The organism is Colwellia sp. SU-HH01172 (assembly GCF_057553355.1).
The window spans coordinates 22,743-36,335 of the sequence record NZ_BAAJMB010000001.1; the positions used below are offsets into that span (position 1 = coordinate 22,743).

The 13,593-nt window shown below is 38.7% G+C and carries 10 protein-coding genes; 7 read left to right on the forward strand and 3 right to left on the reverse strand.

Annotated elements, in window-relative coordinates:
- Positions 1-33: 33 nt before the first annotated feature.
- Entirely contained in the window at positions 34-1,614 is a 1,581-nt protein-coding gene (gene murJ, locus AC27JP_RS00110) for a murein biosynthesis integral membrane protein MurJ (RefSeq protein WP_487111365.1), read from the reverse strand.
- A 339-nt stretch (positions 1,615-1,953) separates the two neighbouring features.
- Here murJ and rpsT point away from each other — a divergent pair, with 339 nt between their 5' ends.
- From rpsT to AC27JP_RS00140, 6 genes are all read left to right on the forward strand, one after another.
- Positions 1,954-2,214 carry a 30S ribosomal protein S20 gene (gene rpsT / locus AC27JP_RS00115; RefSeq protein ID WP_487111366.1) on the forward strand — a complete coding sequence of 87 codons (261 nt, stop codon included), beginning with the start codon at positions 1,954-1,956 and terminating at the stop codon, positions 2,212-2,214.
- A 144-nt stretch (positions 2,215-2,358) separates the two neighbouring features.
- Positions 2,359-4,014, forward strand: a complete 1,656-nt coding sequence (locus tag AC27JP_RS00120; protein WP_487111367.1) for a dipeptidyl-peptidase 3 family protein — start codon at positions 2,359-2,361, stop codon at positions 4,012-4,014.
- A gap of 248 nt (positions 4,015-4,262) precedes the next feature.
- On the forward strand, positions 4,263-5,603 hold the full coding sequence (locus AC27JP_RS00125; protein ID WP_487113388.1) for a M16 family metallopeptidase: 1,341 nt from the start codon (positions 4,263-4,265) through the stop codon (positions 5,601-5,603).
- Positions 5,604-5,631: 28 nt separating this feature from the next.
- Positions 5,632-6,978: a M16 family metallopeptidase gene (locus tag AC27JP_RS00130; protein ID WP_487111368.1), complete on the forward strand. Its 1,347-nt coding sequence runs from the start codon at positions 5,632-5,634 to the stop codon at positions 6,976-6,978.
- A gap of 93 nt (positions 6,979-7,071) precedes the next feature.
- Positions 7,072-8,679 (forward strand): GMC family oxidoreductase, encoded by a 1,608-nt coding sequence (locus tag AC27JP_RS00135; RefSeq protein ID WP_487111369.1) that lies wholly within the window; start codon positions 7,072-7,074, stop codon positions 8,677-8,679.
- Between the two features lie 91 nt (positions 8,680-8,770).
- Complete coding sequence (locus tag AC27JP_RS00140; protein ID WP_487111371.1) at positions 8,771-9,307, forward strand: TlpA family protein disulfide reductase; 537 nt, start codon at positions 8,771-8,773, stop codon at positions 9,305-9,307.
- On the opposite strand, the gene AC27JP_RS00145 is transcribed toward AC27JP_RS00140, so the two are convergent.
- Positions 9,300-10,454, reverse strand: a complete 1,155-nt coding sequence (locus AC27JP_RS00145; protein ID WP_487111373.1) for a tetratricopeptide repeat protein — start codon at positions 10,452-10,454, stop codon at positions 9,300-9,302. The two genes, AC27JP_RS00140 and AC27JP_RS00145, sit on opposite strands and share 8 nt — an antisense overlap.
- A gap of 443 nt (positions 10,455-10,897) precedes the next feature.
- Here AC27JP_RS00145 and AC27JP_RS00150 point away from each other — a divergent pair, with 443 nt between their 5' ends.
- On the forward strand, positions 10,898-13,048 hold the full coding sequence (locus tag AC27JP_RS00150) for a M3 family metallopeptidase (RefSeq protein WP_487111374.1): 2,151 nt from the start codon (positions 10,898-10,900) through the stop codon (positions 13,046-13,048).
- Between the two features lie 72 nt (positions 13,049-13,120).
- Here the strand turns inward: AC27JP_RS00150 and AC27JP_RS00155 are convergent, their stop codons facing one another.
- The gene (locus AC27JP_RS00155; protein WP_487111375.1) at positions 13,121-13,558 is read right to left on the reverse strand and encodes a DUF3010 family protein; all 438 of its coding nucleotides are present in this window, start codon (positions 13,556-13,558) and stop codon (positions 13,121-13,123) included.
- Between the last annotated feature and the right edge of the window lie 35 nt (positions 13,559-13,593).

The following is a 13,593-nucleotide window of genomic DNA, read 5'->3' on the forward strand; positions in this document are numbered from 1 at the left end:
AATTATATCTCAGTCAGCAGCAAGAATCAGCCCTTAGTGCGAGTTATTTTGCCTGATTTTTATATCAGAAATTCGAATACCGAGTAATAACAAACATACAAAATAGCTAAGCATACCGGCAGTAATACAAATAATAAGTTTCACTACTTGCTCAATGAAACTTAGCGATAGCCAATTTTCAAATGTTGGCGACAAGTAGTAGACCACTAATGCCATAACAGCCGCGGAAAAAATCAAGCGAGCAATAAACCACCAAGTTTTCCTCGATAGTTGAAAAACATTGGCGGCTTTTAGGCCATGATAAAGCATCATGGCATTTAATGTTGCCGACAAGGTTGTTGCAATTGCTAAGCCAACGTAGCCAAAAAATGGCGCCAACATGAGGTTGAACGCCATATTTGCCACCATAGCTTTAATGGCTATTTTAACGGGTGTTTTAGTGTCTTGACGCGAATAGTACGCAGGCGCCAGTACTTTAATAAACATAAAGCTCAACAAACCCGTAAGATAGGCAAATAATGCATATGAAACTTGTATCACCTCAACTTGATCAAACTCACCGCGCATAAACAACACCATAATGATCGGCTGAGCAAGTACCATTAAACCGGCAAGCGCTGGCCAGCCAAATAAAGACACAATTCTCAGTCCCCAATCAATGGTATCGCCAAACTCTTGGTTATCTTTTTTAGTATGCAGTTTTGACAAGTTCGGTAGTATTACCGTTGCAATACCAATACCAAATAGCCCTAGCGGGAATTCTAATAATCGGTCAGCGTAATACAACCAACTGATGGAGCCGGTGATCAACATACTGGCAATAATGGTATCGAGTAATAAATTAATTTGCGTCACTGAAACACCAAACAAAGCGGGAATAATTAGCTTACGAATTTTAGTAACACCGGGCGCATGCCACGCCCACTTTGGCTTGACTAATGCTCCTGCTCGGTAAAGAAATGGGATCTGAAAAGCAAATTGAATAAAGCCACCTAGAAAGACCCCCCAAGCTAAGGCAAAAGCAGGGTCGTCCATCACGGGCGCTAAATAAACGGCACAAGCAATAATACCGACATTAAGTAACACTGGCGTAAACGCTGAAACTGCAAAACGGCCATAAGTATTTAAAATAGCACCCGACAAAGCGGTAATACTGACAAACCAAAGGTAAGGAAAAGTTATTTTTAACAATGTACTGGCTAGATCAAACTTTCCACTGTCAGGTCCGTCATTTATCCAATCTAAAAACCAGCCAAAACCAAATAGTGCAACAAAGAGTGGCGAGGCAATCATGCCAAATAAAGTCACTAGCGTGATAATAACACCTAAAGTACCTGATACTTGGGCAATAAGTTTACGGGTGTCATTACGTCCCTGTTCTTCATCGATGGTATGATATTCACTTAACACAGGCACAAAAGCTTGGGCAAATGCCCCTTCAGCAAATAAACGACGGAAAAAATTAGGAATTTTATTGGCAAAGAAAAACACATCCGCCGACGCGCCAGCCCCCATAACATTGGCAATAATAATATCGCGCACCAAGCCAAGAACTCGTGAAATTAAGGTCATCGCGCTGACAATAATTCCTGACTTAATTAGTTTTTTACTCAAACGACTCAACCCTATTTCATCAATATCTTTAGTAGTATTTTTAATTTTTTAGCGCGTACTAGCGTTAGGCCTGTTGAATATAAGCGAATTATTAGTACCACACTATATTATGCGGCCTATATGATTTGAGAAACAAGCATTTAATAGCATTAACAGAAGAGTTTTACTTCCAACTTCCAATTAAAAACTTTAGAATGCGCGCATTGGTTTTATTTATACAACGGGTAATTATCCGAACTGTCAAATTAAAGCAGTAAATTGTTTGACAAACCAGTTAAAAACAGGCATATTTCGTCGCCTTAAATTTAGGCTATATTTATTCAATTTTAGGAGTTCACCTTGGCTAACTCAAAGTCTGCTAAGAAGCGCGCATTACAATCTGAAAAGCGCCGTCAACACAATGCAAGCCGTCGCTCAATGATGCGCACTTTACTTAAAAAAGTAATTGCTGCTATCGAAGCCGGTGACAAAGAAAAAGCATCTACAGAATTTGCTGCTGCTGCACCGATTATCGATCGTTATGCAAGCAAAGGTCTTATTCACAAAAATAAAGCTGCTCGTAGCAAGAGCCGTTTAAACGCTGCTATCAAAGCGCTTTAATTTTTGTAAAGAATTAAAAAACCGGCTTTTGCCGGTTTTTTTATATCTAAAAAACATCCAACCATCGTTTTTATTGATCTAAGACCTTGCGCTTGTCAGTGGTTTTGTTAGTCTCTAGCCGGTATTTATTAAGAGAGACTAGACATGAAACTTTCAAAAATTGCATCTATGCTACTCGTTGCAGGTGCCCTATCAGCTTGTGGTGACAATAATAAACCGACAAAATCTTCAGCTGTTAACTTACTTCCCGAATATCAAAATCGTTTAGACATCTATAAAACGGTGACATTGAGCGCAGACTTGTCCCATTTATCTGACAACCAAAAGCAAATGTTATCACTGCTAATTGAAGCATCAGATATCATAGACAACCTTTTCTGGCAACAAGCATTCGGCCAAGACAAAGCAAGTTTTCTAGCTTCTATCAGCGATGAAAAGGTCCGTGAGTTTGCCCGTATCAATTATGGTCCTTGGGATCGTTTAAATGGTGACAAAGCTTTTCTAAGCAATACCGCAGAAAAAAGCCACGGCGCACAATTTTACCCAGCTGACATGACTAAGGCTGAGTTTGAGCAAGCGACATTCGAAGATAAAAATGGTTTATATTCGCTCGTACGTCGTAATGAAAATGGCCAACTAAGCACCATTGCGTTTTCAGAAGCTTATGCTGATGAAATCAATCGCATTGCGGTTATTCTTGAAAAAGCAGCAACCTTTGCTGACGACAAAGAATTTTCGGCTTATCTTGATATGCGTGCTAAAGCATTACGTAGTGACGACTTCCAAGCATCAGATTTCGCCTGGATGGACATGAAAAACAACCCTATTGATATTGTTATTGGTCCTATTGAAACCTATGAAGATCAATTATTTGGCTATCGCGCGGCATTTGAGTCCTATGTCCTGATCAAAGATATGTCTTGGAGCGAAAAGCTCGCTAAATATGCAGAATACTTACCTGAATTGCAGCGCGGACTACCTGTTAGTAAAAAGTATAAAGCAGAAGTTCCTGGCTCTGATGCTGACTTAAACGCCTATGATGTTATTTATTATGCCGGACATTCAAATGCTGGCGGCAAAACCATCGCCATTAACTTGCCAAATGATGAAGAAGTGCAATTAAAGAAAGGTACTCGTCGTTTACAACTTAAAAATGCCATGCGTGCAAAATTTGACGCCATTATGACACCTATTGCTGAAACGTTGATCGTGCCAGAACAACGTAAAAATGTGACTTTCACGGCATTCTTCGCCAATACCATGTTCCATGAAGTTGCCCACGGCTTAGGCATTAAAAATACCATTAATGACCAAGGCACCGTGCGCCAATCATTAAAAGAACATGCTTCAGCGTTAGAGGAAGGTAAAGCAGATATTTTAGGCCTTTACATGGTGCGTCAGTTACTGGCTAAAAATGTCATTACTGAAGGGACCTTAGAAGACTACTACACCACGTTCTTAACCGGTATATTCCGCTCTGTGCGTTTTGGCGCAAGCTCTGCACACGGTAAAGCTAACATGGTCAGATTCAACTACTTTGCCGAGCAAGGCGCTTTTACACGTAATGAGCAAGGCTTGTACACAGTGGATGTTGAAAAAATGACAGCGGCAATCGACTCATTATCAGAGCTGATATTAACTTTGCAGGGCAATGGCGATTACGACGGTGTTGATAAACTTGTTGCAGAAAGTGGCGTGATCAAAGCTGATTTAGCAAATGATTTAGCCAGCTTAGAAACCGCAAATATTCCAGTTGATATTACTTTCAATCAAGGCAAAAAAGTACTTGGTTTAAAGTAAGAGTAACTAAACGAGCAATTTGAAAAATCAGCTTACCTTAAGCACAACAACAACTTCCAAAGGCTAAACGAAAGTTTAGCCTTTTTATCAACCAAGCTAAGTCTTCCAAAAATAGTACTTGCAGGATAAAACCTTATTTTTACATACGTTTTCGGCAAACGTCTTGATAACCCCACCTGATTAACATAGCATTAACATCTCAAAATTATCTATAGGCTAATTGGAGTTAACCTATGAATCTTACTAAGTTGAAATTGGCGGTCGTGCAATTGGCTCTGCTCATTTCGTGTTTTTCTAGTACAAGTTACGCAATAACAACTGCCGATGATGTTAATACCTTCACCCTTAAAAATGGCATGAAAATTATCGTTCTTGAGGATAAATCAATCCCAAACGCTAACATGTATTTATTTTGGAAAGTAGGATCTCGAAACGAAGTTCCCGGCATTACCGGCCTTTCTCATTTTTTTGAACACATGATGTTTAATGGCGCAGAAAAGTATGGTCCAAAAATGTTTGATCGCACCATGGAAGCTGCTGGTGGTTCAAATAATGCCTATACCAGTGAAAATCTTACTGTCTATACCAACTGGTTTCCGACAGACGCAATAGAAACTATTTTTGATTTAGAGGCAGATCGTATTGCTAACTTAGCGATTGAAGAAAAAAGTGTTGAAAGCGAACGCGGCGTAGTAACGTCTGAGCGCACAACTGGCCTTGAAAACTCAAACTTTAGATCGATTTGGCAAGAAGTCAAAGGTTCGGCATTTAGAGCTCATCCATACAGCTGGTCAGTCATTGGCCATGCCTCTGATATTGAAAATTGGACCTTAGATGACTTAAAAAAATATCACGCAACTTATTATGCGCCAAACAATGCCGTGGTTGTTATTGCTGGTGACGTTACCACAGCACAAGTAAAAAAATTGGCTGAAAAATACTTCGAACCGATTCCTGCCCAACCAGCACCACAGGAAGTTCGTACCGTAGAGCCTGAGCAAAACGGAGAACGCACCGTTTACGTTCATAAAGCGTCAGTCACAACACCTAACATTATGTTTGCCTATCATGTGCCAAACACGCAGCATCAAGACTATTATGCGTTAGATATTCTTAATGACATTTTAGCGACGGGCCAAAGTTCACGTTTATATAAATCACTCATAGATGAACAACAAATAGCCAGCGACTTATTTACATACCTACCAGAGAGCATTGATCCTAACCTATTCTATATTTATGCCGTTGCAGCTAAAGACGTTAGCGCTCAAGCATTGAAAAAATCTGTGATCAAAGAAGTCAATGACATCATAAAAAATGGTGTCACCGAGCAAGAGCTTGAAAAAGTAAAGAACACAAAACTGGTAAACTTTTATCGCACTATGGCAACCATCAATGGCAAAGCCAATACCATAGGCTCATATGAAATGTATTTTGGAGATTATAATAAATTATTTTCTGCGCCAGAGGAATATAACAAAGTGACCATTGCAGACATTCAACGAGTCGCTAAACAATATCTTATAAAATCAAACCGCACCGTCGGTATTTTATCTTCAGAAAAGGACTCTAACGATGCGGATTTATAGCCTTTTATTCACCACATTTAGCCTATGTATGACTTTTTTCGCAGCGCAAGCAAGTGCTAGCTATACCTTACCTGAGTATCAAAAAATCACCTTAGACAATGGCTTAACTGTGTACTTAATGGAACAACATGAAGTACCACTTATCGACGTCAACATAGTAGTAAAAGCAGGAGCTATCAATGATTCAATTGCCGGCTTAGCCTATTTAACCGCAGAGAGTTTACCATTAGGTACAAAGCACAAATCAAAGGCTGAAATAAATTCAGCCGTCGATTTTATTGGTGCAACTATTTCGGCATCTGCGGGGACGGAATCGTCGTACCTTGAAAGTTCTTTTGCCAAGAAAGATCAAAAGGTTATGTTGGCACTACTTAAAGATATCATCACAACCCCAAAATTTGCCGACGATGAATTTAATAAAAAGAAAAAGCAGCACCTATTAGCGCTAGAGCAAAGTCAAGAAAGTCCAAAATCTGTGATTAACAACTATGTTAAAGAAATGGTATTTGCACAATCTAGCTATAATGCCATAACTGCTGGTGATACTAATTCAATAGAAAAAATTAGTTTAAATGACGTCAAAGCATTTCACCAACAATGGTATCAACCTGCCAATAGTGCCATTGTCATAGTTGGAGATTTTCAAAGTAAAGCCATGCTGCAGCAAATAAAATCACTGTTTTCAGCGTGGAAAAATCATTCTAAGCTAACACCTACGGAAATTGTGCAACCTAAACCACTCACCTCAGCAAAAGTGCTATTGGTCAACAAAGATGATGCTATCGAATCGACATTTGCTATTAGCGGTATCGGTATTGCACGTAACACGCCTGATTTAGTTGGTATTTCGGTCATTAACACTATTTTAGGTGGGCGTTTCACGTCTTGGCTCAATGATGAGTTGCGAGTGAACTCTGGCCTAACCTATGGCGCAAGAAGCAATTTCACTAACTATAGTCAATCAGGTAGTTTTTCGATTTCCAGCTTTACTAAAACCGCCACCACAATTGAAGCAATTGATTTGGCATTAAAAACCTATCATCGTTTATGGCAAAAAGGCATAGACGAAAAAACACTCGCGTCAGCTAAAGCTTATGTAAAAGGCAAGTTCCCGCCAAAATTTGAAACCTCACAAGATTTAAGTAACTTATTAGGGCAAATGTATAGTTATAATTTTGATGAAAGTTACATTAATACTTTTGAGCAGCAAGTTAACTCATTAACGGTTGCGAAAACTCAGCAGCTTATCAGCAAGTACTTCCCTAAAGAAAACTTACAAACGGTTATCATAGGAAAAGCTTCCGAGCTAGAAGATATAGTTGGCAAATATGGTAATATTCAACAAGTAAACATAAAGGATACTGCTACGCAATAATATGTTTCACACTTGAATAAAGCGTACTTTTATATCATAGTGGTCTGACTTGTTAAGACCATAATAATAAAAAGTTAATATAAAGGTACTGGTGTGAAAACGTTTGATTATGTAATTGTTGGTGGTGGCTCTGCAGGCTGTGTATTAGCTGATAAATTATCAGCCTGCGGTAACTATAGTGTTTGTTTACTGGAAGCAGGTAAAGAAGACAAAAGTTGGCTAATACACCTACCCATCGGTATTATTGGTTTAATGCGTGATCGCACCTTAAACTGGCATTTTAATTCCCATCAAGAAAAAACACTCAACAATCGTGAAATTTTTACTCCAAGAGGAAAAACACTTGGTGGTAGTAGCTCAATCAATGCCATGCTTTATGTACGAGGACAAAAGCAAGATTATGATCATTGGCATAGTTTAGGCAATCAAGGCTGGAGTTATGACGAAGTTCTTCCCTACTTTAAAGCACTTGAACACCAAGAGCGTGGTGCGAACGAATATCATGGGATAAATGGACCATTAAATGTTGCTGATTCCGTTTCAAAACCTGAGATTAATGAAGACTTCATACAATCAGCAATTACCGCTGGCTACCCTGCCAATGATGATTTTAACGGCGCAACACAAGAAGGTATTGGTTACTTTCAAGTCACACAAAAAGATGGCCTAAGACATAGTGCGGCAAAAGCATTCTTAACGCCTAACCTAAATCGAGAAAATCTCACCGTTATCACCCAAGTGCAAGTTGAAAAAATTCTTATCGAAAATAAAACTACTACAGGTGTCAGTTATAAACATAAAGGTAAATTAAATACTATTATCGCTAATAAAGAAGTTATTTTAAGTGCTGGCGCAATTAATTCGCCACAAATATTAATGTTATCAGGTGTAGGTCCAAAATCTGAATTAGATAAACACAATATTCCCCTCATTCATGAACTTGAAGGTGTTGGCAAAAATTTACAAGACCATGTTGATATTCTCAATGTTGCCCAGCATCAGCGTACAGAAGTATTGGCGTACCGACCTAAGGCGTTATGGTGGGGAGCCAAAGAGGCACTTAAATTCTTTACTAAACGTCAGGGCCTACTTACCACGGTGGTTGCAGAAAGTGGTGGTTTTATCAAGTCAGATCCCGCGTTAACAGAGCCTGATTTACAGTTGCATTTTGTGCCTGCCGCTATGGACGACCATGGCAGAAATCATAAGCTGCTGTGCAGTTATGGTATTGCGGTACATGTTTGTTTACTGCGCCCTAAAAGCCGAGGTAGTGTTACCTTAAATAGCAATAGCATCAGCCAGCACCCGCACATTCAATTAAATATGCTCGACCACCAAGATGATATTGACGCTATGATCAAAGGGGTAAAGATCGCCAAAAATATTTTATCGACACCACCGCTATCAAACACTCACATTAAATACATATTCCCTGATGATAGCTGTCAGTCAGAGCAAGATATTCACGAGTTTTTAAAAGAAAAATGCAATACTATTTATCACCCTGTTGGCACTTGTAAAATGGGCAGTGACGAACTTGCCGTAGTTGACGATAACCTCAAAGTGCATGGCATAAATAAATTACGTGTCGTTGACGCCTCTATTATGCCAACACTCATCAGCGGCAATACCAATGCACCGACTATGATGATTGCCGCAAAAGCTGCAGAAGCAATATTAGCAGATGCCAATCATCAATAACCTTAATAAAGAAATAAAAATTAATTTGAAACCAGATAGATGATTGGCAGGTCAAGTTCACTAATCCAATCATTTATTTATGGTGAATTTTTTGAATACCTTTTTGAATAGCAACGTTGCAAAAATAAAAAATGTTGTCACTTTTATCTTTCTTATCACCTTCACCTTGGCATCGTTATATGCCAGCGCTGAAACATCTGATAAATCAGCAGTAGCTCCTATTGCTCCCGCTTGGCAATTAACAACACAGTCAGGCGAAGATATTTCATTAGCCCAATTTCAAGGACAAGCCGTTATTTTACATTTTTGGGCAACATGGTGCCCGTATTGTAAAAAGTTACAGCCAAAGTTAGTAGAGCTTGAAAAAAAGTATAAAGATAAAGGCGTTAAAATTGTCGCCATAAGTTTTAATGAAGATGAAGGTGCACTGCCACAGGATGAATTAGCATCCCGTGGCTACAACTTTATCACAGCAGTAAATGGTGATGCGGTTGCAATGCGCTATGGCGTAAAGGGCACACCGACAACATTTTTTATTAATAAGCATAATCAAGTTATCTTTAAATCAACCAGCTCAGATATTACTGACCCACGCTTAGAACTTGCCACAAAAGAAATAGCTAAATAGCGGCACTTAGCTGATAAAGTTTTTTCTTATACTGACGTTTTTGCTTTGGCTCATGTAGCCAAGGCAAAGATTGTTGTAATGTCGTTATCGCCAACGATTTTTTGCCTTGTAGTAAATACACTTCATGTAATTCTAGATAAGCCTGTTTAACATACGGAGCAAGTTTAATTGCTTTACGGTAGAAGCGTACTGAATCTTTCAATTCATTTTGATATCTTGCTAACTGCGCCTTCTCTAACCAATGATAAGGGTTAGGATCGTAGATATTCTCTATACGTTGCTTAATCTCTTTCGCCTTATCAAATCGACTTTGCTTTTTCAGCAAATTAACATAATTATCCAAAACACTAATATTAATATCAGAGCTTGAAATCGCAGCGAGATATAAACTTTCCGCAGTAGCGTCATCGCCCTTTTTCTTATGTAATAGGGCGAGTAAATTCATCGCTGATGCACTTGCACCATCCAATTGATATGCCTTCTGAGCATAGGCAAAAGCAGAGTTAAAATCACTTTCAATATAAAATTCAGCCGCCTTGTTTACATAATACATAGCAAGAAAACGAATTGAATCGACAGTTTTAGAGCGAATGTTGCCTTCTTGTGGAAAGTAATCAATGACAATAGCTGGACGACTAAGGTAAATATAATTTTCTTCTGGAATAAAACTAGGATCATATAGCAGTGACTGTACATGACTCGACGACAAAATCACATTGCCATGTTTTTCATACATAGGTAGTGAGTGCATTTTGCGATAATCCATTTCAACACCGACTAAACGAGAAAACGCGGTAGTTAATATTGCTAAGCTCATGCAATTGCCACTATTGTCTGACATTGCTTTACTCGCTATATAAGTTTTGCCGTAATAAGTAAAATTACCAAGATTACTTTGTAAAAAGCGCTCAACGGCTTCATGAGGTAAATACCCCTGTGCTGTTTGTAAGTGATAAAATTTCAGAAACATTTGTTGTTGCGACTTTGATAAAGAAAATAACTCTTGTTCAGAAACAACAGGTTCTAAAGAGAATAAGGCTGTATTTAAGGAAACCCTACTATTCTTTATATTATTTTTTTCAACACTTGAACAGCCTATAGTCATCGCCATAAATATGACTACAAGCCAATATAATCTCTTTAACATCACAACGCCCCTATGCCTGAATACGTATTGTAAAACGATTTATAGTTACAATATAGCTACCTGCTAACTTCAGAAAATAAAAACTAAACCCACAAAGTACGAGAAAAGTCGTAATTCAATGTACAAAAAAACAACTCACTTTGTCTAGTTTTTTCATATTTACAGTTGTATTTTTGCCAACGTCAAATATCAACTCTAATCTAATAATCTTCATTTTTACTTTGAATAAAGCTTACAGAACTTAATCAGACTTAACGCAAACTAATTCAGTGTCATGATATCTTAACGCCAATATTAGGCAGCTCATCCCAATTTCCAAGCTTAGCGCTTGTACCAGAACCGTGCACAACATAGAATCAATGCAAGCTTAATGCGATACTTTTAAGGTGTCGTATTAAATAAACCTTGTCATCCGCCAGGATATACTAATAAAAGGTAATTTAATGAAAACTCGTTATCTAGCGCCACTTGCAATTGCGATTGCTTTAGCAGGCTGCCAACAAAATAACACCACAGCGAATGTCGCTCAGGTTGAACAAAAAGTAGCAAGTACCGCCAATAATCCATTCTTTGCTGAATACGATACGCCTTATGGTATTCCACCATTTGATAAAATTAAAAAAAGCGACTATTTACCTGCTTTCTACCATGGCATTGAACAAAATAAACTTGAAATAGACGCGATCACTAAAGTGCGGTCTCGCCCAACGTTTGAGAACACTATTGTCGCCATGGAAAAATCTGGCGACTTTCTCAATAAAGTTAGTAATACCTTTTATGGTTTAACAGGCTCGATGTCTGATGAAGAAATGCGTGCGATAGCGAAAGAGATATCACCAAAGCTTTCAGCTTTAGGTGATGATATTGCTCTTAACGACGCATTATTCCAACGTGTTAAACAAGTCTATGATAGAAAAGAGCAGCTAGAACTTCGCACAGATCAAAAACGTCTGCTAGATAAAACCTATAAAAGCTTTGTTCGCGGCGGCGCAAACCTTAATGATGCAGATAAATTAAAACTGCGTGAATTAAATGAAAAGCTTAGTGGCCTTAGCCTAAAGTTTGGTGAAAACTTATTGGCTGAAACTAATGGCTTTGAAATGGTTATTGATAATAAGGCAGATCTTGCTGGTTTACCTGATGATATTATCGCTGCTGCGGCAGAAACCGCAAAAGCCCGTGGCCATGAAGGCAAATGGGTATTCACCACTCATAGACCAAGTAAAAACCCATTCTTAACCTATTCAACAAACCGCAAACTTCGTGAAACCATTTACAAGGGTTACACCATGCGCGGTAACAATGATAATGCTAATAATAACCAAGCCATTGCCAGTGAAATGGCCAGTCTACGCTACCAAAAAGCACAGCTGTTAGGTTATAAAACTCACGCTCACTTCGTACTTGAAAATGCGACAGCAAAAACACCTGAAAATGTTTTTGAATTATTAAATAAAGTTTGGCCGGCAGCACTTGAGCGTGCTAAAGAAGAAACAGCAGACATTCAAAAAATGATCGATGCAGAAGGCGGTAAATTTGAAGTGGCCGCTTGGGACTGGTGGTACTATTCAGAGAAAATTCGTAAACAACGTTACGATATTGACGCCGCTGAAACTAAACCTTACTTTTCATTAGAAGCAACACAGCAAGGTGTTTTCTATACCGCTGAGAAACTTTGGGGTGTTACTTTTAAAGAGCGTAATGATCTACCTAAGTATCATGAAGATGTACGTACTTTTGAAGTTTATGACCGTGACGACAGCTACATTGGTATTTTCATGGTTGATCATTACGTGCGTAAAAGTAAACGTGGTGGTGCTTGGATGAGCAGTTTCCGTAAACAATACCGTATGAATGGTGAAGACGTTACACCTATTATCTACAATGTGTTGAACTACCCACGCCCAATCGGCGACCAACCAACCTTGCTGACTTTTGATCAAGCATCAACCTTATTCCACGAGTTTGGCCATGCGATTCAAGGTTTATTGTCCGACGGTTACTATCGCTCACAAACGGGAACTGCGCTACCACGTGACTACGTAGAATATCCTTCGCAAGTAATGGAAAACTGGATGACTGAACCAGAAGTATTAGCAAACTTTGCTAAGCACTACAAAACAGGTGAAGTTATTCCTCAAGCGTTAGTCGAGAAAATTCAAGCATCAGGTAAGTTTAACCAAGGCTTTGGTACGACAGAGTATCTTGCTGCCGCATTACTTGACATGAGCTGGCATTCACTAGAAACAGCAGATTTACAAGATGCCAATGCATTCGAAAGTAATGTCGTAAAAGAAATAGGCTTGATTGAGCAAATCGCGCCGAGATACAGAACCGGCTATTACTCACATATCTTCGCGGGCGGTTATTCTGCGGGGTATTACGGTTATATTTGGTCTAATATTTATGATGCTGACACTTGGTTAGCATTTAAAGAAAATGGCATATTTGATCAAAAAACCGCTGATCTTTATCGTAAGCATGTGCTAGAAAGTGGTGGCACAGATGATCCAACCGTAATGTATCGTCGTTTTCGCGGCCAAGATCCAAAAGTAGAGGCACTAATTGAGCGTCGTGGTTTAACCAGTAAATAATAGCAGTAGCTATTTGACTGAAACAAAAAGGGTCGCTATTTAGCGACCCTTTTTTAATATGTTACATAAATCCTATTGAAGGTATAAGCTACCTTCAAAAAAACCAAATACGGTTTCAAAAGCTTGTTGTTGATATTGCTTTAAGCCGGTATCACGAAAATCAATATCGATTTGACTACGCGTTAAAGCTTTCTTAATGAAACTGCCAGCTAAAATTTCAACGGGTAAATCTTTGATTAACTGAATGGCTGCTTCTAACTTAAAGCCGACCGGGCCACCAGCAAACTTACCTTTTAAAGCTCGCCCTTTAATAACCACTTTATCAACTTTATAGTCTTCCATCAGCTTAGCAAAAGTTGCTTGGAAGTATTGAACTTGCTCGGCATCGCCAGCATCAACAAGGCTAATTTTTTGTACGCGCGTTTTAGGTATGTCGTACAACCCATTTTCTTTTGACATGATACAAATTATTGCATCGTTACCTTTTAACTCAACACCACATATTTTCATAAATTAACCTCATTGCTATTGTCTGCGTTATTATA

Coding starts and splice junctions, on each gene's coding strand:
- AC27JP_RS00145 (WP_487111373.1), bottom strand. CDS start 10,454: ATGTTAAAGAGATTATATTGGCTTGTAGTCATATTTATGGCGATGACT.
- AC27JP_RS00155 (WP_487111375.1), bottom strand. CDS start 13,558: ATGAAAATATGTGGTGTTGAGTTAAAAGGTAACGATGCAATAATTTGT.
- AC27JP_RS00150 (WP_487111374.1), top strand. CDS start 10,898: ATGAAAACTCGTTATCTAGCGCCACTTGCAATTGCGATTGCTTTAGCA.
- AC27JP_RS00130 (WP_487111368.1), top strand. CDS start 5,632: ATGACTTTTTTCGCAGCGCAAGCAAGTGCTAGCTATACCTTACCTGAG.
- AC27JP_RS00120 (WP_487111367.1), top strand. CDS start 2,359: ATGAAACTTTCAAAAATTGCATCTATGCTACTCGTTGCAGGTGCCCTA.